This window comes from Desulfobacterium sp. N47 (assembly GCF_051233685.1).
GTDB lineage: Bacteria > Desulfobacterota > Desulfobacteria > Desulfobacterales > RPRI01 > RPRI01.
This window is the reverse complement of record NZ_JBAMMY010000124.1, coordinates 1-24,972: the sequence shown is the minus strand read 5'-3', so window position 1 is coordinate 24,972 and position 24,972 is coordinate 1. Positions and strand designations below refer to the sequence as shown.

General features: G+C 39.2%; 19 protein-coding genes. 3 read left to right on the top strand and 16 right to left on the bottom strand.

Features of this window, described 5'->3' with window-relative positions:
- Positions 1-168: 168 nt before the first annotated feature.
- Both VXK47_RS07735 and VXK47_RS07730 read left to right on the top strand, forming a co-directional pair.
- Positions 169-1,719: a sensor histidine kinase gene (locus VXK47_RS07735; protein ID WP_435548196.1), complete on the top strand. Its 1,551-nt coding sequence runs from the start codon at positions 169-171 to the stop codon at positions 1,717-1,719.
- A 16-nt stretch (positions 1,720-1,735) separates the two neighbouring features.
- The gene (locus VXK47_RS07730; RefSeq protein ID WP_435548195.1) at positions 1,736-3,118 is read left to right on the top strand and encodes a sigma-54-dependent transcriptional regulator; all 1,383 of its coding nucleotides are present in this window, start codon (positions 1,736-1,738) and stop codon (positions 3,116-3,118) included.
- Between the two features lie 280 nt (positions 3,119-3,398).
- Here VXK47_RS07730 and VXK47_RS07725 read toward each other — a convergent pair whose 3' ends face one another.
- Positions 3,399-3,683 (bottom strand): integration host factor subunit alpha, encoded by a 285-nt coding sequence (locus tag VXK47_RS07725; protein ID WP_435548194.1) that lies wholly within the window; start codon positions 3,681-3,683, stop codon positions 3,399-3,401.
- A gap of 273 nt (positions 3,684-3,956) precedes the next feature.
- A complete protein-coding gene (locus VXK47_RS07720) occupies positions 3,957-4,295 on the bottom strand; it encodes a hypothetical protein (RefSeq protein ID WP_435548193.1) in 339 nt (112 codons plus the stop codon).
- Positions 4,296-5,344: 1,049 nt separating this feature from the next.
- Here VXK47_RS07720 and glnE point away from each other — a divergent pair.
- On the top strand, positions 5,345-8,227 hold the full coding sequence (gene glnE / locus VXK47_RS07715) for a bifunctional [glutamate--ammonia ligase]-adenylyl-L-tyrosine phosphorylase/[glutamate--ammonia-ligase] adenylyltransferase (RefSeq protein ID WP_435548192.1): 2,883 nt from the start codon (positions 5,345-5,347) through the stop codon (positions 8,225-8,227).
- 254 nt (positions 8,228-8,481) lie between these two features.
- On the opposite strand, the gene VXK47_RS07710 is transcribed toward glnE, so the two are convergent.
- From VXK47_RS07710 to VXK47_RS07645, 14 genes are all read right to left on the bottom strand, one after another.
- On the bottom strand, positions 8,482-9,042 hold the full coding sequence (locus VXK47_RS07710; protein ID WP_435548191.1) for a sugar transferase: 561 nt from the start codon (positions 9,040-9,042) through the stop codon (positions 8,482-8,484).
- 29 nt (positions 9,043-9,071) lie between these two features.
- Complete coding sequence (locus VXK47_RS07705; protein ID WP_435548190.1) at positions 9,072-10,034, bottom strand: UDP-glucose 4-epimerase family protein; 963 nt, start codon at positions 10,032-10,034, stop codon at positions 9,072-9,074.
- A gap of 26 nt (positions 10,035-10,060) precedes the next feature.
- Positions 10,061-10,813 (bottom strand): glycosyltransferase family 2 protein, encoded by a 753-nt coding sequence (locus VXK47_RS07700; RefSeq protein ID WP_435548189.1) that lies wholly within the window; start codon positions 10,811-10,813, stop codon positions 10,061-10,063.
- A 3-nt stretch (positions 10,814-10,816) separates the two neighbouring features.
- A complete protein-coding gene (locus VXK47_RS07695; protein ID WP_435548188.1) occupies positions 10,817-11,533 on the bottom strand; it encodes a glycosyltransferase family 2 protein in 717 nt (238 codons plus the stop codon).
- Positions 11,534-11,602: 69 nt separating this feature from the next.
- The gene (locus VXK47_RS07690; RefSeq protein ID WP_435548187.1) at positions 11,603-12,613 is read right to left on the bottom strand and encodes a glycosyltransferase family 2 protein; all 1,011 of its coding nucleotides are present in this window, start codon (positions 12,611-12,613) and stop codon (positions 11,603-11,605) included.
- A 163-nt stretch (positions 12,614-12,776) separates the two neighbouring features.
- Positions 12,777-13,979 (bottom strand): hypothetical protein, encoded by a 1,203-nt coding sequence (locus VXK47_RS07685; RefSeq protein WP_435548186.1) that lies wholly within the window; start codon positions 13,977-13,979, stop codon positions 12,777-12,779.
- An 11-nt stretch (positions 13,980-13,990) separates the two neighbouring features.
- Entirely contained in the window at positions 13,991-16,057 is a 2,067-nt protein-coding gene (locus tag VXK47_RS07680; protein ID WP_435548185.1) for a glycosyltransferase family 2 protein, read from the bottom strand.
- A 26-nt stretch (positions 16,058-16,083) separates the two neighbouring features.
- The gene (locus VXK47_RS07675) at positions 16,084-18,792 is read right to left on the bottom strand and encodes a glycosyltransferase (RefSeq protein WP_435548184.1); all 2,709 of its coding nucleotides are present in this window, start codon (positions 18,790-18,792) and stop codon (positions 16,084-16,086) included.
- The gene (locus VXK47_RS07670) at positions 18,783-20,114 is read right to left on the bottom strand and encodes an ABC transporter ATP-binding protein (protein WP_435548183.1); all 1,332 of its coding nucleotides are present in this window, start codon (positions 20,112-20,114) and stop codon (positions 18,783-18,785) included. The genes VXK47_RS07675 and VXK47_RS07670 overlap by 10 nt, the downstream gene beginning before the upstream one ends.
- A 13-nt stretch (positions 20,115-20,127) precedes the next feature.
- Complete coding sequence (locus VXK47_RS07665) at positions 20,128-20,913, bottom strand: ABC transporter permease (RefSeq protein WP_435548182.1); 786 nt, start codon at positions 20,911-20,913, stop codon at positions 20,128-20,130.
- A gap of 56 nt (positions 20,914-20,969) precedes the next feature.
- Positions 20,970-21,461 (bottom strand): hypothetical protein, encoded by a 492-nt coding sequence (locus tag VXK47_RS07660; protein ID WP_435548181.1) that lies wholly within the window; start codon positions 21,459-21,461, stop codon positions 20,970-20,972.
- Positions 21,462-21,670: 209 nt separating this feature from the next.
- Entirely contained in the window at positions 21,671-23,107 is a 1,437-nt protein-coding gene (locus tag VXK47_RS07655) for a hypothetical protein (protein WP_435548180.1), read from the bottom strand.
- Positions 23,108-23,713: 606 nt separating this feature from the next.
- Positions 23,714-24,685 (bottom strand): DsbA family protein, encoded by a 972-nt coding sequence (locus VXK47_RS07650; protein WP_435548179.1) that lies wholly within the window; start codon positions 24,683-24,685, stop codon positions 23,714-23,716.
- A 94-nt stretch (positions 24,686-24,779) separates the two neighbouring features.
- The coding region (locus VXK47_RS07645; protein ID WP_435548178.1) for a hypothetical protein at positions 24,780-24,972 on the bottom strand (193 nt) is incomplete at its 5' end.

Here is a 24,972-nt window from a genome sequence, read left to right as displayed (position 1 = left end):
TCATATTATCATCCTTTCTTGAATTGGCGAATTTAAGAAGATAATAGAGCATTCTCTTTATTAAATCAATATGTTATTTGGTATTTCAACTGCTTTTTATAAAAATAATCGGATCAATGCGAGACTTTTGAAATTACCTCTATAGTATTATATTCAGCAGGGCTTATAGTGACTCTTCAGGGAATAAAAACGAATATTGCGCTTTATATTGCGATGCTTTTAATCATTGCAATGTTTCTTATCGATTTCATTATGATTATAACTGCTCAGCAGAGCCTTGTCAGATCAGAAATATCTAAAGCAAATCTCGTCTTTTCCGAGTTGGAAAATTACATTTCAACAACTTATGATCAAAAACATTTGTTTATCGAGCCGGCGTATAGCGGTAGATTGGAAAATATTTTGAAAAAAGCAGGATTTTCCTGTCTTATAGTGCAGGATAAAAATTCAAATATTCTTTATTCCGGCGGCTCAAGTCTGCTTTTCGGTGATATCAGAAATATAACAAAGCAGTCGATTAAGTCTTTGAATAAAACAATAAGGTATTCGGGAACAACCTGGGGCGTCTTGTGGATGCAGAACAGGTATCTTATGATATCAACCCCTCTGTCGCTTAACGGAAAAGTTCAGGCAGGAGCCGGTATTGTCATAAAGCTTGACAATATTTACAGTGCCATAAGAAGTTCTCAGAAAGTATTGATATTGTATTTATTTATTAACGCATTTGCATTGACTTTGATAGGGCTTCATTTTATTTCAAAAATTGCTGTTAAGCCTGTTCGGCAAATGCTGCAAAGAGCTGATGAATTCCGGGAAGAAGATCAGCTCTATTTCTTGCATGACAACAAAGAAAATGAGTTCAATAAATTATCCAAGGCTTTAAACCGCCTTTTGAAAAGGATTTCGGAAGATAAGGAAAAGTTGCAGGCTAATGTACAATCGCTTGAAAAGATGAATGCCGACTTAAAAAAAGCTGAAAAGGATGTTATCAGAGCGGAAAAGCTTGCTTCCGTTGGCAGGTTATCTTCCGGAATAGCCCATGAAATTGGAAATCCAGTCGGAATTGTTTTAGGTTATCTGGATCTGTTGAAACAAAATAATATTTCCGACCATGATAAATATGATTATATAGAAAGAGCCGGGAACGAAATTAACAGAATAAATGTCATAATCCGGCAGCTTCTTGATTTTTCCCGCCCTTCGGAAATAAAACACACAAAAATCGGGGTTCATGAAGTAATACAGGATATTGCTGAAATAGTAAAATATCAGCCTTTTATGTCCGGTATAGAATTAAGCCTTTCTCTTGAAGCAAAAAATGATAATATATTATCTGATCCAAACCAGTTAAGACAGATATTTTTAAATCTTGTTATCAATGCGGCCGATGCGATTTCTTCTTCAAAAGACAAAGTTACAGGTCAGTGCCTTATAAAAACTGAAGTTATTGCCGGTAATGATGCTAAAGCAACTAATAAGATGCCCACATTAAAAATATCTTTTATTGATAATGGCCCCGGGATTCCTGAGGATTCCATAGGCAATATTTTTGACCCGTTCTATACTACAAAAGAGTCAGGCAAAGGCACAGGGCTTGGATTGTTTGTCTGCTTTTCTCTTATTGAAAGCATGGGAGGAAATATTGAGGCCAAATGCGATAAAGAAGAAGGAACTGCAATATCCATATATCTTCCCATTTGTGAAGATAAAACAATATAAAGTATAAATTATGTATATGGAAAATAAAAATACTCAAAAGCGGCTCTTGGTTATTGATGATGAAGAGAACATGCGCCACATGTTAAACGCCATGCTGAAAAAATTCGGTTATATTGTTGATACGGCCGCTGACGGATATGAAGGCCTTATGATGCTTGATAGCACCCAATATGATTTTATTCTTTGTGACATCAAAATGCCCAAAATGAATGGAATTGATTTTCTGAAGAAGGTCAGAAACAAGATAAGCGCCACCATTATAATGATGTCTGCATATGGTACTATGGACACAGCGATTGAAGCAATGAAAGAAGGCGCATATGATTATATTTCAAAACCATTTAAGGCTGATGAAGTTTTCCTTTCTTTAAAAAAAGCTGAAGAACGTGAGAGATTAAAGAGCGAAAACCGTTTTTTACGGCAGGAAATCAATAAAATCGAAGGAAGATATTCTTTCGGTAATATGATAGCAAAAAGCAAGAACATGGAAACGGTCTTTACACTTTCCGCCAAGGCCGCTCAGTATAATACTACGGTATTAATTATAGGTGAAAGCGGAACCGGCAAGGAGCTTATAGCCAGAGGAATTCATTTTGCCGGAAACAGATCTAAAAAACCTCTTGTTCCGGTTAATTGTGGCGGTATTCCTGAAAACCTTCTCGAAAGTGAGCTTTTCGGTTATAAAAAAGGTGCTTTTACAGGAGCAGACAGAGATAAAAAAGGGCTTTTTGAAGAAGCTGACGGCGGAACAATTCTATTAGATGAGATAGGAGAAATGCCTCTTTCCTTACAGGTAAAAATACTCCGGGTTTTGCAGGAAAGTGAAATAAGACCGATAGGCGATTCCAAAACAAAAAAAATTGACGTGCGGGTAATTGCGGCTACTTCAAAAAATCTTGAAGAAGAGATCAAAACATCTGCCTTCAGGCAGGACCTTTACTACAGGCTTAATGTGCTGACTATCAATATTCCGCCACTAAGAGAAAGGATAGAAGATGTCCCTCTTTTATGTGAGCATTTCATTAATACCTTAAACATAAAACTTGGCAAAGATATTAAAAGCATTTCACCTTCTGCAATGTCTTTATTACTTGAGCATGAGTGGCCTGGAAATGTAAGGGAACTTGAAAACGTTATTGAAAGAGCGGTAGTCCTTGCAGAACAGCCTGTTATTATCCCTGAGAACTTACCATCAGAACTGATAATTGGAAAAAAGAATAAAACAGATAATGATATTAGTGGATATTCAATAAAAGCTGCACATTGTGCTATCGAAAAAAAGCTGATCGAGAAAGCTCTTGAAGCAACAAACGGAAACAGAACAAAAGCGTCTCAACTCCTTGAAATAAGCCATCCTTCACTATTAAGCAAAATGAAAACTTATGATATCAAATTGTGACCACATAAGTTTATTACACTATATTTAGAACACCCGGAGGAGTTTTGAGATTATCGCACACCATGACAAAGCAAAATATTTTGCGACCGATAAAATCACAAACGAATAAGTATTTGATAAAATAGGTAAAATTATAAGCCGCTTTATTAATTAACCCACAATTCCAAAATATTGCCCAAAGCAGACTTTTTTATGGCTCATTGGCCCGCCTTGAGCAATATTCTAAATTACGTTGGGTAAACTTTATTGTAGCAGCTTATAAAAAATTTAGGGAAAATTTCTAAGCGTTTTTATTAATTTTATCCCTTAACTTCCCGGAGCATTTAAAGGTAACAACTCTTCTTTGTCTGAGAATCAAATCTGAACCTGTAGCAGGATTTCTGCCTCTTCGCTGGCTCTTTTTCTTAACACAGAACTTGCCGAACCCGGAGATTAATACATCATCACCGTTTTCAAGGTTGTTTTTAATAATCATAAGAAGAGATTCGATGATATCGACCGATTTTTTCTTTGTAAAGCCGAGTTCATGCACTCTCGCAACAATGTCATTTTTAGTTAACGCCATGGCACCTCCTAATAATCTTCTTCGCTTACAGAAAGATGTAAATTTCGTATAAATACCCTGTTATAATGAACGCCCGTAAGGCATTTTGTTTATTAACCCTCTACTCAAAACATTTATTTTATGTTTTCGTCAGACTAAGACTTTCAATTTCCTGTAATGACAGTTTTATAAAAAAAGTCCACCAATAATATCTATTTTTTTAAACGAGTTATCAATTTAATCTTTAAAACATGGATCTCATGCATACTAATTATCCAAAACACATCTTTTTAATCAAAGCGGATATGTTCCATGGTAATATATATAGTCAAAATAATACTCATGATATTCCAGCTTTTCCAATATCTGCCCTTTATCCTCACCATTTAGTTTTGTTTTATTAGCAAGATGTTTTAGCCATAAATCCCTGGCATATCCGTAAAGAACGTCTTTTAAAGTTTGGGGATTGCCGGCAATTTCTTTGTTGTCTTGCAAAAAGCTATCTGTTGAATCCATAATTCTCTTTATATACCCGATGTATTCGGTATCATCAAGACCGGATTCGACATAAAGCTGAAAACAACCGTTAATTATGGACTTTACGGTACCTTCAACGGCATCAATACAGTTCATTTATTTTCCAGATTAGTAAAACATATTATATACACAGCAATTATTTATTACTTCAACATATAAAAAAACAAGCAGACGGCCTCTCGCAAGGTATTCAGTCATATGTTTCCGTTCGCAATTTCAGTAATTATAGATCATAATTCAATGTAAGTGTTTAAAATATACGGATATTGATTATATGTCAAGAGATTAAAAAAAAGAAAAAACAATATCAATAATATAGATATATTCATTAATTAATTATATATAAATGAACAAATATAGCCAGTTATATCGATCTATCCTATTTTGTGTTTCCAGGCTATGTTTTAAGCAAAATATTTTTTATAAAAAAATCACAACAAATTATTGGTTTTTAGAAATATTTATCTTTTTTAAGAAAATTGACGGGTTTATAAAGAATCAATCAACGGACCGAAAGCAGCAAAAGTCTTTTAGACCATGCAAAAAAGTGTCCTTTATGGTTGAGATTTTAAAGATACCAATCCTTAAGTTGCACAATAAGTTAAGTTGAGTTAAAGATTCGACAGATAATAATTTATGCTACAAACTTTCTGTTTACAGATAAGGGCTCCGGCTAATGCCGAAACCCTTTATAAACAAATGGAGCCGACGGGCGAAGTCGAACCCCGCCTGCCTGCTGATTACGAACAGTATTCTTAGCCCTTCGCAATGTTTCATTTTAAAAAACGGGACAAAAGAAATTTTTAAATTTATAAGGAAGTCATTCCCTGCGCATAACAAACCCCCGGAAGTGTGCCTTGAATAACGACACGGTCATAGCAAGAGAGAACTCCTCTGATTTTGTCAGAATAGCGGTCGGTCAGTAAATCCATATAAAATAAGGCATTGCCCGTCAAGAAATTATAGAGGCATTGGGCTTCCCCATTAGAAGCCAGGTTAAAACTCAGTGAACATCATCATTAAATCACAAATCATAGTTTGAGACTGATCCCCCTTGAACACTCAGATATTTGGTTGACAGAAATAAGCTGCTTTCCTATTATCCTTTTATAAATACAATCCGTTAATAACTTAAAAAAGGGCTTATGGACCAGACGATAATACCTGAAGAACTACTGCCTGTTTTAAAAAGCAGGCTCGATTCCTTCCACCCGGCATTTAATCAAACAGGAATTGACCTTAAAAGAGATCCTGACTTTCATTCCGAACTTAAATATGTTTTTGCTTTAAGCAGCTTTGCAGCAAAGACCTGCACAAGAAATCCGGAAATACTTCTCGATCTGATAAATTGTGGAGATCTTAAAATATCTTACAGTGGGAAACAATATGCAAAAAGATTATTAAACCTTTTATCGGATACCAAAAGTGATCCTGAAACAGCCAATATTTTAAAAAGCTTCCGTTCCCGCGAAATGCTGCGCATTGCCTGGAGAGATCTGACGGGCAAAGCCGGATATTCCGAAACAGTTAAGGATCTGTCTCTTTTTGCTGATGCCTGTGTAGATGGCGCACTGACTGTTCTATATGAAAACCTGAAAACAGAGTTTGGAACACCAACAGATTCAGACGGCCAGACACAAAAGCTTGTTGTTATAGGTATGGGAAAACTGGGAGGATATGAACTTAATTTTTCTTCAGATATTGATCTTGTTTTTGCTTATCCTGAAAGAGGTGAAACAAAAGGCGGGGAGAAATCAATAAATAATGATGAATTTTTTACACGCCTTTGCCGCCGTCTTATAGCGATAATCGGAGCAACAGGCTATGAAGGGATGGTCTTTCGTGTTGATCTGAGGCTTCGTCCTTACGGAGAAAACGGGCCGATTGTTATGAACTTTGACAGCATGGAAGACTATTACCAGGGACAGGGACGTGAGTGGGAACGTTATGCACTGATAAAAGCAAGGATTGTAGCCGGTGATAAAATTGCCGGAGAAAAGCTTTTGGAAATGCTTAAACCTTTTGTTTACCGGAGATATCTTGATTTTGGAGCTATTGAGTCATTAAGAGATATGAAGAAAAAAATAGATCTCCAGGTAATGCAAAAAGAAATGAAGAATAATATCAAGCTGGGAGCAGGAGGAATAAGGGGAATAGAATTTTTTGCCCAAATTTTTCAGCTTATACGCGGAGGAGTTATTCCTGCTCTTCAGGAAAGAGATGTAATAAAAGTATTAAAAATTCTTTCACAAAAGAATTATATCTCAAGCGGTACTCTCATTGAACTGGAGCTTGCGTATATTTTTCTGCGCACAGTAGAAAATCATTTGCAGGAATTTTCTGATAATCAGACACATAATTTACCCGAAGACCCGGTTTCAAAAGTCTGCATAGCCGTCTCTATGGGCTTTTCAACGTGGGAAGAATTTCACGCAAAGCTTGAATTGCACAGAAAAAATGTACAACACCATTTCAACAGTCTTCTTGATACCGGAGAAAATGGTAAAGCCGGCAATAAAGATAATATTGAAAACAAATTATATGATGTCTGGCAATTTCCCGACAGAAAAGAACATAATATAAACATCCTTGCTTCAGCCGGTTACAAAAGGCCTGATGAAGTAATTGACCTTCTTGTTCATTTTCAGAATGATAATGCAACCAGGGCTTTAAGCGGCAGCGGAAGACAAAAACTTGACAGATTACTTCCTCTGTTACTTAAAGAAACCGGCTTGTCCGACGAACCCTTTGTTGCGTTAAACCGGATTATTGATCTTCTTAAAGCAATAGAAAAACGTACATGCTATTTGTCTCTTTTGCTGGAAAGCCCTGTTGCAATGCAGCATCTTGTCAAACTTGCCAAATCAAGTTCATGGATTGTTTCTTATCTGGCTCAGCATCCGGTGCTACTCGACGAACTTCTTGATCCGAGAACTCTTTATGTTCTTGCACAAAAAGAAGATCTTAAAAAAGAAATTAAAAGACGTCTCGAAATGATTTCTTCTTCCGATCTTGAATATCAAATCGAACAGCTTTGCATATTCAAACAGGTAAATACTTTACGCGTTGCTGCTGCGGACTTAACAGGCGGTCTTTCCCTGATGAAGGTAAGCGATCATCTCTCTTATATTGCAGAAGTAATAATAGACAAGGTGCTCGAAATTTCATGGCAGCATCTTTCCCAAAAACATGGAATACCCGATTACTTAACAAACCAAAATAAATACGAAAAGGATTTTGCCATTATCGCATACGGAAAACTCGGAGGGCTCGAACTGGGTTACAGCTCAGACCTTGATCTTGTTTTCCTTCATTCCGGCACCGGAAGCCGGACTTCAGGTGGCCCTAAACCAATTGAAAATTCACAGTTTTTTGCAAGACTTGGGCAAAGGATAGTGCATATCCTGACTTCCTATACCCGTGCAGGAATGCTTTATGAAGCAGACATGAGGCTTAGGCCAAGCGGTGGGGCAGGACTTCTTGTCAGCCATATTGAAGGGTTCAGAGAGTATATGCTAAACGAGGCATGGACATGGGAACATCAGGCAATTGTAAGAGCAAGGCCTGTGTGCGGTGACAATGCTCTTGCACAAAGATTTCAGCAAATCAGGCATGAAGCTCTTGCCCGCCCACGCGATAAAGATAAACTAAGAGAAGAAGTAATAACTATGCGCGAGCGCATGCGAAAAGAGCGCTTAATTGCCGAACGGGGAGTATTTGATCTCAAGCAGGATGTTGGTGGGATTGTAGATATAGAATTTTTGGTGCAATATCTTGTTTTGTTAAAATCAAACGAATATGCGGATATAACAAAATGGACAGACAATGTGCGTATTCTTCAAACACTTGCAGAAACAAAGATAATCGATGATAAGTCTGCTCACTTTCTGAAAGAAGCCTATCTTACATACAGGTTGACAGCTCACAGACTGAGCCTTCAGGAAAAACCTGCAAAAGTTGAAGAAGCCAGTTACAGCGAAACAAGAGAACAAGTTAAAAAAATATGGGACTCTTTAATAACCGATTAATTACGCAAAGAGGTATTAGCACATAAGTTGTCAAGTTCGTAAGCAGATAATCGCAGGCTATAAACCTCCTCAAATCAATAGCCCAACAAAGTCCCAACTTATAAGCTATTTTTTCACTTAACCTCTAAACTTGATCCTTGATCCTTGATCCTTTAACCTTGAACCTTGAACCTTTAACCTTTAACCTTGATCCTTGAACCTTTAACCTTGATCCTTTAACCTTGAACCTTTAACCTTGAACCTTTATCGCCTTATCAATGCTGAACTCCTTTTCCGAACAAGACATTTATTACTGTTTTTGCCAGTATTTTGAGATCAAACAAAAACGATCTGTTCTGCAGGTAGTAATAATCATAATCAACCTTGACCGGAATCGGAAGCTCGTCCCTGCCGTTTATCTGCGCCCAGCCGGTAATGCCGGGTATTAGTGTGTGAACACCTTTTGAAGTTCTGAGCGCAACCAGATCATCCTGATTAAACAAAGCCGGTCTTGGACCTACAAAACTCATATCTCCTTTAATCACACTGAATATCTGAGGAAGTTCATCAAGACTTGTTTTTCTGAGCCATCTGCCTGCAGAAGTTACATATTTTTCAGGATTTGTTAATAGATGAGTTGCAACAGCAGGAGTATTAGTTTGCATAGTGCGAAACTTAGGCATTTTAAATATTGAGTTGTTGATGCCTACTCTGTCTGACCAGTAAAGCACGGGGCCTTTTGACGTCAGCTTTACCATAATAGATATTATAACAACTGGAATTAAAATAATAAGAAGCAATAATACTGCAAAAAACAGATCAAAAATTCGTTTCATAATAAAAAATAGTTTATAAGCTTATCTGCTTACCTTCCACAGTTAAAGGTCTTATACCATTTCGCGGTTTCTTCAATTCCTTGTTCAAATGTAAATGGTGGCTTCCATTTCAATTCTTCTCTTATTTTTGATGAATCAACGTAAAGTGAACTTACAAGTCTTTCTACAGCATAGGATTTGCCGACTAACAGGCCCCCAAGTTTTAGCATAAATGGGGGTAGATAAAATAATCTTGTCGGCTTGCCAAGAGATTTGGCTATATTTCTGATAAGATCAGGTGTTGAAACATCTTTCCCATCGCTAACAAGGTATGTCTTAAATCCTGCTTTGAAATATGCCAGACAATGCATTATAAGGTCGGCCAAATTTTTAATATATATCATGCTTCGCCTGTTATTTATACCGGCAAACGGAAAAGGAATTCCCATGTCAACAGCTTTTAATAAGCTGAAAAAATTTGCCTTGACCTCAGGCCCATAAATCAACGGCGCTCTGATAATTACTATATTCATGCCGGTTTCTTCGGCAATCGTTTTCAGTTTTTTTTCCGCTTCCCATTTGCTGAGACCGTATGGATCTTTGAGCTCAGGCATATCTTCTTCTGTATAAGGAGCAATCTTTCCTTCGCCGTTTACTTTAACCGTACTTATAAAAATAAAAAGCCGTATACCTGAAGTAGCCGCACAACGTGCCAGCTTCTCGGTTCCGGCTGCATTAACATTCATATATCCGGAAGCAGGATCGTACGACAAATCCTTCACTACATGGACACGCCCGGCAAGATGAACTACTGCTTCAACATTTTCCAAAGCTTCTGTCCAATCCGTTTCAGGACCGATTGAACCTGTTTCTATAATTCCAACTTCTTCGGGAAGAAGATCATTGCTTAGTGACCGGACAGATGTACAAACGTTCCATCCTTTTACAACCATCTCCTTACAAAGCACTTTTCCGACAAAACCGTTTGCTCCGGTAACTAAAACTTTTTGCACTGTGAATGCTATCCTGTTACGTGTTGTTAAGGCCTGTTAATAAGCTGAAAAATCTTTATAAAATACTTGCTTAATACTTTTAGCATGTTGGTTGTAATACCATTTTCAGCACAAGCACGAATAATTTCCCGATTCAAAATCCAATTGTTTTTTAGATTGGTTGTGCTTAACCCGCCGGTTCGCATTTTAATAATTACACGTGGAATATAGCTAAAGCTGATATTGTGTTTTGAAAGGAATCTCACTAAAAGTTCATAATCCGCAGCTATTTTGTAATCTGTTTTGAATAAGCCATAATTTTCATAACAACTTCTTTTAACAAAAAAAGTAGGATGTGCAGGCATTAATCCATATGCGAATTTCTTAGGGTGGAAATTTGCAGATCTATAATAACGCACGATTTCATCAGGACAGTTTCTTTTCACATAAACCAAATCAGCAAATACAGAATCTACATTCTTGGATTCAAATTCGTTTATTGCGTAATCAATGATATCACAGGCCGGATAAAAATCATCAGAATTCAGAATCCCCACAATATCACCGGTTGCCAATCTGATACCTTTATTCATTCCATCGTAAACTCCACAATCCGGCTCACTTATCCATGTTGATATATATTTTTCGTAGTTCTTGATAATATCAACAGTTCCATCGGTAGAACCACCATCGATAATGATGTATTCGATTTTTTTATAATCTTGATTGATAACACTTTGAATACAGGCTTCAATATATTTTGCATTATTTAGAGTTGCCGTAATAATAGAAACTTTCATCAATTATACTTTATGTATTTGAATATATCTTTTTGAAAGTTCGTAAAGCAGATTATATCTGAATTTTAGTTTGGCATACATTGAATAAGAACTTTTCTCACCAGCGGGAGATGTATTTGCAGGATGTCTTCTGTAATATATTAATTTTTCATTGCAGAAGTATGCAGTTCCATACAATTCGGCTATCATCCCCAACCACATGTCATGCATCGGCACAGCAGCAGGGAAAGGCAAGGATTTTTCGAGAATTTTTCTATTAAAAGCCATACAGCAACCAAGGTATGTATTTTTGTAAAGATTTTTCAGTAAACCAGGACCGGAGTTTCTTAATTTATAAAAAGAATCGTTTATAATTGAACCTTTATCATCAATCAGGATTGCGTCACTTACTACGAGATCATAATGAGATAGACATTCCTTCATAAGTCTGATCTTACTATGAACCCAAACATCATCTTGATCAGATAAGAAAATATAATCACCTCTCGAGAGTTTTATAGCTCTTTCAAAAGTTTTTACCGGCCCTTGTCGTGATGGATTATAATATATCCTTATTCTATAATCTCTCAGTTGTTTAATAACAAATAATGTTTTATCGGTAGAACAATCATCAACAATTATAATTTCCGAATCACCTGGAATTTGTTCTATTATTGATAATAATTGTTCTCCTATAAATTTTTCCCCATTATAGGTTGCTATACAAACCGAAACAGTCATTTTGAGACCTTCCCGATTCTCACAACATGTAGTCGGCATTTAATTAACAATAATTAATATTCCTTGTATCTATGATATTATCCTTCGAATTTGCAGCCAGCGTGGTAAAAATCGTTTATCCAGCACATTCCAGATTTCACCTATTGAAGCGGTGCGATGTTTCTGGATGTTGCGACGCATCCCCCATATACGGGAGATGCCACGCAATGCATCCCTTTTTGCCCGCAAGATAACCAAACCCTGTCCATGCATAGAAAACCAGATGATGGTTACCAGATTGAGAGCAAGATGCAGAGGAAGCAGTAACCAGAAAAGGATGCCGGGCATATTTTTCACATATGTCCAAACCAAATTTCGGTGTCCGTGATAGACGGTAAAATTGTTATGCTTACCGCCTGTCGTGCCTGAACCGATATGATACGCCACCGAATCGGGCACATAGATGCAACGATATCCAGCCAATCGCAAACGGAAACCAAGATCCACATCTTCTACATAACAGAAAAAATTCTCGTCGAAACCACCCATCTTGACTAAGGCGCTGCGCCGATATAGCGCTGCCGCTGCACAAGGGGAGAACACCTCTCGAACTTGCTCCGGGAAAGACGATACCGGAACACCGTGCCCCATGCGCCAAACAAGCCCACTCATGTGATACGCATCGCCTGCCCCATCCAATACATCCGGATCAGCCGCGGCCAACAGCTTGCTGCCAAACACATCAAACTCAGGATAGTCCCGCACCGCCGACAACAACTTCTCCAACCAGCGTGGCTTTGGAAATGCATCCGGATTGAGCAGAGCAATCCATTCCGATTCAACATCAGCCGCCTTGATCGCCAGGTTGTTGCCGTGTGCAAAACCGAGGTTCTCGTTTTGCGCCAGTAAGCGAACCGATGAAAAGCGCCGCACTATCTCGATCGAAGCATCAGTACTCGCGTTATCAACCAGAATGATCTCATGCGGCATGACTGTCTGTGCCAACAACGCCGACAAACACCTGTCGAGGAAGCGTTCACCGTTCCAGTTAACGATGGCCACCGTCACCTTCGGCCATATCTCTTGTTGCGAATCGCTCAAAACATCTCCTGCTCATATCCTGTCTGTCTACACAGTAACAGGATACTCTCCCGAAACGAATTTATATATTGCTTTTCGGCAACTTCTTTTTTCAAATTCATAAAAAAATATTCCAATGCTACAAAAAATTTCCAGAGCAATAGCGCCGTTAAGCTGATTTTTATTAATCCATTAATTTATAATATATTCTTTTAAGAATCAATCTTCTTTTACTATCAAGAGGAAATAGATACGATATAGTTTTTTTTGTTATATCAATCCATTTAATCCGTTCTGGAATGTTGGGGTTAAAATAATAAGCGTATTCTTGGCGTACCCAGTTATAAAAACAAAAGCCTTCATGAACTATAAATGGATTTTTAAAACGAGAGTGTATATCCTTACGAATATGGTAAATTTTTCGTTCGAAGTCTTGAATTTTCTCTCCATTGGAATAGAAGGCATAGGGCGCTTTAAATTCACCAAAATATTTTTGCCCACATTTCTCCAATTCATTTTCGTACCATTTAGTCAATGCCAGCGCTTGATTATTGTTTGGATAATTTAAAATAATTCTCTGCATCTCGTTATGATGCCCACCTGAGTCAAACCCTGAAAAATGAAAGAAATAAAGAGGCGTATTGTTAGCGAAAAATGCGCCATCCGTTCCTATCGAAATATGTTGGCTGGATAAATTCCAAGTACAAACATTATATCCTGAATCTTTTATGATGTGGTAATTGTCAAAAAATGCCGGGACCAAGTCAATCCACTTTTGGTCCGTAAACATGCCAAGAAGGCCTTCTCTTTGCAAATCTTTTATAGTTTGATAATTGTCGTCGAAGCAATAATTCAACAACCTGCTTTGCCACCATTTTAAAAATTTCAATCCTTCGTCATTGTTTTTTACGCCAAAAAAACCTAAGTTATAAACACCTCTCTTTAGAAAGAGAATTTCATTTTCTCTTATGTATCTATCTATGGTTTCGGGAACGGTCTGATGTGGGGTTAATAGAATGCTGAAATTGTCGAGACATCTATCTAACATGTCCAGAGGATTAAAGACACCAATATCAGGATCCAGGTAAACTACTTTTTCGGCCCCATATCTTTTCATAATCTCTTCGGCTACAAAAGGCTTAACAGCCGTACACAATTCCGTAATATTGTGCTTAAAGAAAAAATTATTCTTATTTCCAATATCATTAAGAGATTCACTTTCTATAACAAAGTCAAAAGGTTCTTTCTCTAAATTTATTTCTGAAGGTAAAGGTTCCGATATAGCAAGAACAAATTTTGCATTTGCATTATAGTTTTTTAAGGAGAATCCCAATACCCTAGCTTTAGCAAGATAATTAGCTGTTATACTGGTAAAATAATAAATCATTTTGTATAATCCTATCTATAAAGAGTTATAAAATTTGGATTATCGTATTTGTCACAAAATTCAAAATATTTTCCCCATTTTATTCTGAATGCCTCACATTCGGCATTGTATCGCACGCGATTGTTTCCTTGTGTGTCAGATCCCCGGCTGGCGCTTTCAAAATGGTATAATTCAGAAAAAGGAGTTACCACGTTGATTTTTCCAAGCTCAATCAGCTTTAGGCAGAAATCAATATCGTTAAGTCCCACTTTGAATACATCTTCATCTAATCCTTTCACACATAAATAATCACTTCTTTTCACCATCAGACAGGCGGCGGTAACCGCACTGTAATTCTGAGGCATGGTCAGTTTATGCATATATCCGGATTCAAAGCGATTTTTCCCATGGTCGTAACATGAGGCAATATGACCTTGTAGTCCAAGAAACAGACCGGTGTGCTGATTTGTGTTGTTTGGATAGTATAGTTTTGCTCCAACTGCTCCCACGTCACGTCTTTGGGCAAACATCAACATCTCTTCCAACCAGTTTGGCGAAATAACTTCGGTATCGTTATTTAACAACAATACATATTCTGCTTGCGTGTGTGCGACGGCCCAATTGTTTATGGCCGAAAAATTAAATGTATAGTTGTTTATTGGGTAGTTCAATATTTTTATCCTGTGATTGGCCGAAATCTTTTTGTAGTAGTCAAATATTTCCGTCGATTTACTGTTGTTTTCAATTACAATAATTTCAAAATTTTGGTAGGTTGTTTTTAGGAGAATCGAATCTATGCACTTAGACAACTCTGCCAGGTGATCCATATTGGGAATAATGATTGAGATTAGTGGATTGCCGATTTCATAGTGAATGCGATATGAGAACGTCTCTTTGATAAAGTCGACTTTACCCGGGTAACCGATTCGATAAATATGTTGTTCAATGGCTTTTCTGCCTGCTTCATAGGCATACATTTTACTTTCCGGATAAAGGGCTACAGAACCGACGCAGGCACGACAATGATATAACACTTTCGGGATGTGAACTATTTTTCTGGCTTTCTCAATCACGCGTAATTCAAATTCATAGTCTTGGCTGCCCTCATAACCGGATTGTTCAAAGCCGACTTGGTTGATAATGTACCTTGAAAAGGCATTTAAGTGGCTAGCATAATTACAACTGCGCAAGTAATCCGGACTGAATCCCGGTAGATAATGAAACGCCAAAATTTTATTGGTCTCATCCGAAAATACGCTGCGATCCGAATATATAAAATCGACGTCGCGATTCTGTTCCGTAGCGTTTCGCAATTCCAGCAAAGCATCATAATCCAGCAGGTCATCATGATCCAATAGTAGAATATACTCTCCTGAAGACAGCATGAATGCTTCAATAGTATTGGCTGCGATTCCACCATTACCAGATAATGCTTTATATTTAATCCTGGCATCTTTGGAAGTGTAACTGTCCACAATCGAACTAAGCTTTTGCAGGCTTTCCTGGTCACTTCCGTCGGCGAGACACAACTCCCAGTTGGAATAGGTTTGGCTTATTACCGATTCCAACATTTCGCGCAAATACTTTTCTTTTGTATTGTAAAGCGGCGTGATGATGCTGATTTTGGGTGTGTACGAAGGATCACCTGCTAAGCCGACAGATTTCCTGTTGGTGCTATGCTGTTGATCGAAAAGCGAAGAAACTGTTATTGGCGCCGTGTTCTTCCGGATAAAATTTTGCGCCCCCCTTTTAACCCCACTCAGCCCTTCGTGACGCAAAACGTGCATAATATGTTTGAATAACGGCCATACTCCACCAGCATGAGACATTAAGTTTGGCAATACATATAACAATCGCTTGGCATGCTGTCTTTGATGCCCATACCAACGTAACGGTGCCAATAATCGCCAAGATGTGGAACCTTGAATTTCCATTAACATCGCTTCAAGTGTATCCCTGATAGCCTCCAACCCGGCGATTTTCCCATCGCGTTCGCTCACGGCTTGGTTGAGAGAGGCGATCTGAGCGTTACATTCCTCTAATTCGTTGATAAGCTGGACCAGTTTCTCTTCCGGCGGTATAGTGATCTCTGTCGTCAATAGTGTAAAACTGCTCCTCCTATAGTTTAGAACAAATTGATATTCTTTATAAAATTTTTAAAGATTGTCTTTATAAATCGAAGTGGTTTTGTTATACGCCAGGATGTCGATTGGTACACTTCATTCAATTCTGCCTTAATTCGCATTAAAGCTTCACTATTTGCGCTAAGAGCAATGTTTTTTTCCTCTATAGTTGAATCAAGGTTCCCGATGTGAACATCCTTTTCCTTCATCATGGCATCCTTGTCTCTTAAGGCAGTCCCAAGGTCATTTATATGGAGATCTTTCTTTTTGATGTATCTTTCCACTTGTCTGAAAAGTTCTTTGGATGGTATCTGTCTGATTGCAACATCTACTGCAAGATATTCCTCCGTATTCTTTTGGGCTTCCAGTAAATTAACATCGGTTATTAGATGTGAGTATCTTTGATATATGATTTTTAATGTTTTTAAAAAATCCGCACGTTTAGTATCAGTCATATTGGTGTCATCATCGCGTATTCGAAACTCGGCAGTAATCTTTTTAATATGAAAAAAATCATACCTGCGGGAAAGTCTGATCAATAGTTCCCAATCTTCGTGGGTGCCAAGAGATTCGTCAAAAAGACCGGCCTCGGATAGCAAATCCCTTCGATAAACCAGACTCAATACCGGAATATAATTACTAATCAATAAGTTATCCCGATTAAAATCATGACTGTAGATCATTTCGGTATGTGTGGTTACATAGCGGTCTGTATTCCAGGTCTGCACGACTTGATTAGCATCGGTGTAAGCCACCTTGTAATCACTGCTTTCCAGAAACCCGATTAATGTTTCCAAATGTTCCGGATAATAAATGTCATCGTCATCAAGACAGGCGATATATTTGCCATGCGACGCTCTTATCGCCGTATTTCTGGATGCCGCCAATCCCTTGTTTTCCGGATGTTGAAGGTAAATTATTCTTTTATCACCGTTAAAAGAATTTATAATATTCGAAACATCTGTTCCGGCATCGTTAATGACAATAATTTCAAAATTACCATAGGTCTGAGACATAACGCTTTTAATAGCTTCTTTGAGCATTTCAGGTCGATTAAATGTGGGTATTATTACACTGACGAGAGGCTGCTTAATAGAATCGTTCACCTTAGCTGATATACTCTGAGATCGCACCAGTTTTTCATGAATACTTTCCATTTCATTACTTCGTTCCATAGATATCTGTTTTTCATGAATCCTATGCATTACCAACGGTTGTTCTTCATGGTAAAATTTGCATCCTCTATCTGAAGCCCGAAGATAAAAATCATAGTCTTCTACCATCTCCAGGCTTTCGTCATAGGGAAGTTTTATGGCTATTTCCCTGCGATATGCAACGGTAGGATGATAAATATAATTCCCCTGCCTCAGGTGTTCTTTTAAAAAAGGGTAACTGGGAATTATTTCCTCTTGCCCCTTCCCTGTAAAATGGAACATAGCCGAGTAGAAAATATCTGCTCCGCTTTCCAACATCTTGTTAAGTACAATCTCCAGGCGGTTAGGTAGATTGATATCGTCAGAATCCGCTATTGCTATGATTTCTCCCCTGCTTAATAAATTACCGATATTTCTTGAATAAGAAATGCCGTTATGACCGAAATTGTAATACTTGATCCGGCTGTCCTGATAGGCGGAAATTAGTCCTGCCGTATCATCAATACTGCCGTCATCAATGAGAATGAGTTCCCAGTCGGACACAGTCTGTGTTACTAAGGAATCTATAGCTTCTTGCAGCAGATAAGATCTGTTATAGGTCGGCATGACCACCGAAATAGAAGGCCGCGGTTCATTACGAATGTCTGCGCATATCAAGGCCACCAAGGCATCGTTAACTTTTTCCCTCTGCGCAAGCCGGTCTGCTGGAAACATCTTCTCTCTTACCAGAGAAGGTATTAATTCTATGTCGTCATAGGACACAACCCGGTCTTCCATGCCAAGATCCGAAAAGATCCTCCTGATCTTAGCATCATAATCGATTGCCACAACCGCCTTTGCTTCATTGACGGCGCCGATCAGAGCGTGAAGGCGCATCCCCAGAAGCAAATCCACCCCCGAAATTGCCTGTGTGTATTCAGCTATCCGCGGAGTCCTTTTCATCGCACACCCGATCCGTTCATGAAAAACGGTATCGCTCTGAGTATCCGTCTCCTTCTTGGTGAAGGGCAACATCACAATATCGTAATCGACAGCCAGATCATCGAGAACAAGGGCCAACCTTTGAGTAAGCCCCGGCGGCTCATTAACCCAACTGCGAAAGGAACAGCCGATAACCCGCCTCTTCTTGACCAGTATGGGGTCCGAGGCCAATACAGCCCTGAAACCGTGTTTCTCTGCCACCCTTTTGGATTGTGCATCTCTGACAGTAATTATATCTGCCCTTGACAGATGCTCTTCAAACAGAGTGTGACCATCCTCAATCGTCTGGGCGTAATAAATTATCTTTTTGCCCATCTTTTTGGCTGATTTAGCGTGTTCGTAGCCACCGATACCTCTTGGGGTTATCAGGCTTCCGGCGCCGATTACCAGAAGATCACACCATTCGATAAGCCCGCTGTCAAACACCTCCGTAGATCCAACTTTCACTTCGCCATGGCGGCCTAATGTACATGTAATAGCCTCCTGAAGAAGATCATCCCCGGTATTTCCCATGGAGTAATAGCCAATAAGCAGTATTTTCACTCTATCATCAGACAAACCTATCTTTACGGACATATCTTCTCTTGCATCGGTAAGCGGGTGTTTTCTTCCGTCTTGCAATATTCAATGGAAAATGGAAGTTGGGCAATGCCGCCAAAAGGGATCATACGATTAATCTCCGGATGGTAAACCACCAGCGTGCCGAGCTTTTCATACATCGTCCATACATAATTCTCTCCCTGTGGACGTATATGGGAAAAGCCGGTGCAGGATAGGTTAAAAGTATATTCCCCCGGCTGCACACATAGACCTACCGACATGCGGACAACTATCTCGCCACCTTCGGGCAGGTCCGGTAGGCGCATTTGCTGCTGCCTTGCCCCGCACTGAAATATAAGGTTCCCCAATCGATCGTAGAGATAAAATCCCACACTCGGTGCATAGATGGCCTCGATCGCCCTGATGCGGAGATAAAAAAACAGTTTCCCGAGAATTTCTACCTGGAAGGTGTCCTGGCCTTCACGGTCCGTGACACGGGCCGCTGCAATTTCAATCCCGCCTGTGCCATGCCGCAACGAGTCATCGGAAATTAGAGTATTGGAAAAGGTTGTCGGAATTGCATTAACGGTTTCGGATACCGGCCGGTTTACCTCGTAGCGGTTCTCATCCACATTGCGCACACCCATCTCGGCAAGATAGCGGTTCACAGCTTCAACAGCATCCCCATAGAATGCAATCCCGCCTCCTTTGAGATAAAGCGCCTGCCGGCACAAAGCCTGGATAGCGGAGGTATCGTGGGAAACAAAGATACAGGTTGTCCCCGATTCTATAATCTCCCGCATTTTATTAAACGACTTTTGCTGAAAAAAAACATCTCCTACACTAAGAGCCTCGTCTATAATCAAGACCTCAGGCTGCATAAACACAAATAGTGAAAAGGCAAGACGAACATACATTCCGGTTGAATAAAGCTTGATGGGATGGTCAAAAAAATCGCCGAGTTCGGCAAAAGATTTTATATCATCAAGTCTTTTTTCAATATATTCATCAGGCAGGCCAAGTAGATTGACGCTGTTATATAAGTTCTGACGTCCCGTTAATTCAGGATTAAAACCTGTACCCAGCTCAAGTAGAGTTAGAACACGGCCCTGTATTTCAATTGTTCCCGATGTAGGGTAAAGAACACGCGTTAAAATCTTAAGCAGCGTACTTTTGCCCGCTCCGTTCTGTCCAATAACTCCCAGGCATTCGCCGTTATTTACCTCGAAAGAAATATCCTTAAGCGCCCAGAAATCACTGTGGTTTTTTTTGCGTCCGAGCGTAACCCACTCAATTATGCGTTTACGGGGATTGTTATAAATTTTAAATTTTTTTGAAAGATTATTTACTTTGATCATTTGCAAGTTATTGCTATAAAACATCCCTGAGTTCAGGCCTGAGTTTTCTTAAAACAAAATATCCAACCAAAGGCATAGTTAATGCAAAAAAAAGCATACAGGCCCATAATTTAATTGAGGGCATTTTATTATTTACTATAATTATATGCAAGGAATGAATAAAGCAAAAGGCAGGGTTGAAATATAAAAATTTCAGGGTCCATGGCGGAAGAACATTTTCGATATAAACAATCGGAGTAGCCCAAAACCACAATTGCAGTATCAGACCCAGACCCTGGGTAATATCACGGAAAAAAACGTTAAGCACACCCAGAAAGAGACCTATGCCGAACCCGAAACCCTGAAGCAGAATCAAAATAACAGGCAGGCACAACCATGACCATGACGGATAATGACCCAATACACAGCATATTATCACGAGAAGGCACATACCTATCATGAGGCTTAAAAAACTGCTGCCCGCATCCTGGGCAACGAACACCTGTTCGGGGATAGCCAGTTTCCGCAAATAATTGGCATTTGCTATAAATGAGTTGGTACACCTGTTCACTGTTTCACTGAAACCGATCCATGGTATCAAACCGGCGCAAAGATATATAGCAAACCCAAAACTTGAAGACATGTTTGGTATTCTGACGGGCATCAATCTGGAAAAAACAAGGGTATAAAGGATTATCTGAAAAAGCGGATTAATCACATTCCATAAAAAACCCATGGATGAACCTGCATAGCGGTGGCGCAAATCACGCCACGCGCCATGCATGATAAATTTTCTGTGATTCCAGATACTGATAATCATAAGAATGCCGTCACATGTTTTCTGCTATACCATTTATACCATATTGAACCCGATTTTTATTTCGAGCTTTCGCACACGCGTTTAAATAATTCATGATCAGGGCCACTCTCTGAGACGGGAAATTCCAATATATTCTGCTTAGTAACATATAAATAAAGTTTATTGGTTTTGCAGGAAATTTCGCAATCATGCAGCTCTGTCTCGCTTTTAATAATTCCATTCACTATTTGATCCTCATTTTTCCTCTCTATGCCTGCCTCCCGGTTCGCACTAATGATCGTTTTCTTAAGCGTCCCGGCTCTTTTCGGAGAGGGAACGATCTTTGCGGAGCACTTTAAGGTACCGTCTGATAATCGTGATACATTGACGGTGTCGATCAGCAGCAGGTATTGTCCTTTTTTAATTTCCGTAAATAATTGCCATTTATCTTTATTCTGTACGGGATCCTGTACGGAGCGAGTGTTAACCATGCAGGATAATAGTAGAAATGGCAATTGAAGATATATGAATAATTTTAAAAAAGCCTTCTTCCTATGCAATTTTTGCATCAAATGCCTTCCTTGGGTTTTTAAAAGGGTGTTTAATCAGGATGATTACGGATAGAATGTAACTGAATTTTTCAATATGTTCCATATGCCGGATCAAGTCAGACATGACGATTTTGGTACTTTGAAAAGAAAATATTTATAAAAAAATGAGGCGGGCCCTTCGACCCGCCTCAAACCCATTTCAGGGTTAACAGCTAAATAAACAATTACTACTCAACAATAAGACCAGCAACTGTCTTCACAGGAATCCGTTTTGCCCCTGATGCATCAAGCATATTCGCATAAGCAAAAACGTCAGCTTCCGGAGCATTTACAGTTACGATTACTGCAAACCCGGCGGCTCCATCAACCGTTTTTCCAGCGGTTGCTGCTGCTGTAACCAAATCTGAACCTGTAACGGTAAGAGGTGTTCCTGGCGTAATGGTACCGGTCCATGTTGCTACAGTACTTCCATCGTTAGCAAGAATTGCTACAATCACACCGTTAGCTGCAGATGAAGTATTCTTCGACTGCAATTTGATGTATGTCTCGCGACCTGTGGAAGCATTGCTTCCAACTAGAGGAACATAATATTGGGTTGAGTCAATAACCCAAGTCCAGCCTAACGTAGTTGAAGGAATCAGAGTACGTGCTCCAGCCACAATAGGTGCACCTGTAACTGTAGAAATACCTATGGCATAAGTTCTTGGGGTTAATACAGTAGTTCCATCAACGGTCAGAATCAACTGGTTCGCAGATAGAGCTTTGGTATTTGCAGGTGTTGATGAGCCACAGACCATAAAGCCAGGAGTTGCCGCATTACCTGCTGCAGTTGCATCTGTTGCAGCAATTGCAGCATCAATTACAGTAAAACCTCCACCAGCAATCGTATAACCGAACCCTGTCGTTGGTGCAATACCGCTGAAACTACCACCGGTACCCGGTGTTACACTATACGCGAAACTTCCAGTACCAGCACCCATAACACCGCACGAAACGTTGTCTGGAAGACCCGTCGGAATCTTGGTTGCAATACTTTCATTGCTGATGATGTTATAGTCAAATGCGGAAGTAGCAATACCATTCAGCTGCTTCATACCAGATGCGAAGGTGATGGTACTCCTGACCGGTGTCATTTCGACTGAAAACTGATCCATCAACGTAATGATCGGTGCTGTTGCATATACATTGGTATCGCCAGGAGATAAGGCATTGTCAACACTCATGCTGACAACCGTACCAGCGACAGCGCCCGCACCAATGCTGACTTGTGTCAAAGCAACAGGACCAGCTGCACAAACAGCAGCAGGCTGTAAATTATAAACAGTACCCGATGCCATCGCCTGGGTAGTAGTGATCGTAACGCTGGTCGATCCGGGAACAGGGACAGCACCACCATATGTACCACCGGCATTGTCGCAAATGCTTACAACAGTGGCGCCAAAAGTTCCATTTGTTAAAGATATTTTGAGTTGTGAGGTTGCAGCCACGGAACCATTGGGCTGATAACCAGTGTTGACTGTAGTCAGTGCCAAACCAGCTGCCGGAACCAATTCAGAAGCAATGGTTGTATTCCCTGCATTCAACGTGGCGGCTGCAAAAGCAGATCCACACACCAACCCAATTACTGATAAAGCTAAAACAACAATTTTGAAGTACTTTTTCATCTTATCAAACCTCCTTACATAGCATGTTTATACTTTCTTAAGAAATTTTACTATTCCTCCATATTCTCTAAACAGCAAAAAAATTTGCATCCCCAACTATCAACATATTCCAATCTGTGGAAGAATCGCTCTCCCGGCTTGTGCCAAAAGCACCTTCAGCGTGTCAAACTAAATTTCACCACCTCCTTACTGATTAAAATTTCTTCCGGGCTGCACAACCGTGAGAGAATTCTTTAGTTCTATGCTAAATCTTAACACTGAATAAAAGCTTCTCTCACTAAAATTTCCGCCCTCCCGACCATAAAATTGTTATTTATCAGTCAGGATGTAAATTGAACTTTGTTCAAATAAAACCAATAACACTAAATATTGATGGACTCGTAAAAAGTCTCCAAACCGTCATACCGACGACGGCCGGTATCCAGAACATATTGGATTTACTGGTTTCCGGCCTTCGCCGGTATGACGAAACGGGGGTTTTCCGACTTTTTACGGTTTCATCAAATATTGCTTTCACTTTTATATCAAAGAAACAAGATATGTCAAGGAAAAACGTTAACATCAGTAATTATTTTCCGCGCAAATCCTTTATGAACATAAATTTAATTAATAAGATAAATATCTTTCAAACTTTTTCCAGTCAAGACCGTCTATTCTCATTCCTTCTACAAACATTATCGGTGTTCCTGTTATCCCTAAACTTGCAACATATTTTTTCTGTTCCTCAATATTTGAGCCTGCTTTTAGCTTTTCAAATGCCTTTTTCATCGTCAAACCGGAAAATTTTTGCGCAAACCAGGGAAATCTGGCTTTAACTGCCTCATAAACTTCACTATCAGCCTCATCCGCCACCTTGCTTTTCGGGACATTCAAATCCTGGTAGATGAAGTCGTCAACCTGCTTTGCATATTTTTGCAGCTCTTTATTATTGTGCACATAGGCAGAAACGGCACAGGCCAGTTCCGACCCGGGATGTAATTTATTATGGGGCAAATAGATAAAAATCACTTCTTTTACCTTTTCACTATAAACCTTCTGAAATACTTCATAGGACGTTCTGCAGTAGGGACAAAAATTATCCGTTATTACAACTACTGCTTTTTCGCCTTTACCCTGGAATATCGGCCAGCCTATTTTGGTATTGATATCCACTCTGGTTATTTCCGCCAATGCTCTTTCCAGTAAGGGTTTGCCAGTTTTTATGTCGGTTACATTCTCAAATTGCAATTGTCCTTTATCGTCAGTAACCAGATTTAAATACGCATTTACCGGTTTATTATCGGAGGATTTCATTTTGATTAGAATTCCGACCGCCCATAAGCTCAAATTACCTACCTTTATCGGAACTTTCTTGTTCAAACTTAAGTCTTTTGGCGTCAATCCCTCAATTTTTTTTTCCTCTTTAAGCCGTTCGCATACGGCAGAAAAAAGTTTATCTTCGTCAAGCTGACCGGAAAAACACGTAGAAACCGGAATGAAGGCCGACAACATCAATATTGCTATGCTTAATGCGAATGTTTTTTTAATATTTAACCAATTTTCAATATTGTTTAAACACGCCATAAATTTTCGTTCCATAAAAAACTCCACTATTTTTTGATGATATCAAGGAAGCAACGTTTTAATTTCCCCTTAACAAAATGAGGTACTGCTCAAATCTCCCTTGTCCATCTTATTCTTGCCATGTGTGAATACGATGCTGGATTTCTTCATTTGTAACAACCCGGCCTTTTCTTGAATCTTCCAGTCCTCTATCTACCATACGTTTAAATGCTAACTCTCGCATGATCTCTTCATATGACGCATCATCCGGTTGAGACTTTATTACTTCAGTCATTTTTTCTTTAACTGTCTGCATAACATTT

What these genes read in the sequence shown, in the direction of transcription:
- VXK47_RS07730 (WP_435548195.1), top strand. Translation starts at nt 1,736, where the DNA reads ATGGAAAATAAAAATACTCAAAAGCGGCTCTTGGTTATTGATGATGAA.
- VXK47_RS07725 (WP_435548194.1), bottom strand. Translation starts at nt 3,683, where the DNA reads ATGGCGTTAACTAAAAATGACATTGTTGCGAGAGTGCATGAACTCGGC.
- VXK47_RS07720 (WP_435548193.1), bottom strand. Translation starts at nt 4,295, where the DNA reads ATGAACTGTATTGATGCCGTTGAAGGTACCGTAAAGTCCATAATTAAC.
- glnE (WP_435548192.1), top strand. Translation starts at nt 5,345, where the DNA reads ATGGACCAGACGATAATACCTGAAGAACTACTGCCTGTTTTAAAAAGC.
- VXK47_RS07710 (WP_435548191.1), bottom strand. Translation starts at nt 9,042, where the DNA reads ATGAAACGAATTTTTGATCTGTTTTTTGCAGTATTATTGCTTCTTATT.
- VXK47_RS07700 (WP_435548189.1), bottom strand. Translation starts at nt 10,813, where the DNA reads ATGAAAGTTTCTATTATTACGGCAACTCTAAATAATGCAAAATATATT.
- VXK47_RS07695 (WP_435548188.1), bottom strand. Translation starts at nt 11,533, where the DNA reads ATGACTGTTTCGGTTTGTATAGCAACCTATAATGGGGAAAAATTTATA.
- VXK47_RS07685 (WP_435548186.1), bottom strand. Translation starts at nt 13,979, where the DNA reads ATGATTTATTATTTTACCAGTATAACAGCTAATTATCTTGCTAAAGCT.
- VXK47_RS07675 (WP_435548184.1), bottom strand. Translation starts at nt 18,792, where the DNA reads ATGTCCGTAAAGATAGGTTTGTCTGATGATAGAGTGAAAATACTGCTT.
- VXK47_RS07670 (WP_435548183.1), bottom strand. Translation starts at nt 20,114, where the DNA reads ATGATCAAAGTAAATAATCTTTCAAAAAAATTTAAAATTTATAACAAT.
- VXK47_RS07665 (WP_435548182.1), bottom strand. Translation starts at nt 20,913, where the DNA reads ATGATTATCAGTATCTGGAATCACAGAAAATTTATCATGCATGGCGCG.
- VXK47_RS07660 (WP_435548181.1), bottom strand. Translation starts at nt 21,461, where the DNA reads ATGCAAAAATTGCATAGGAAGAAGGCTTTTTTAAAATTATTCATATAT.
- VXK47_RS07655 (WP_435548180.1), bottom strand. Translation starts at nt 23,107, where the DNA reads ATGAAAAAGTACTTCAAAATTGTTGTTTTAGCTTTATCAGTAATTGGG.
- VXK47_RS07650 (WP_435548179.1), bottom strand. Translation starts at nt 24,685, where the DNA reads ATGGAACGAAAATTTATGGCGTGTTTAAACAATATTGAAAATTGGTTA.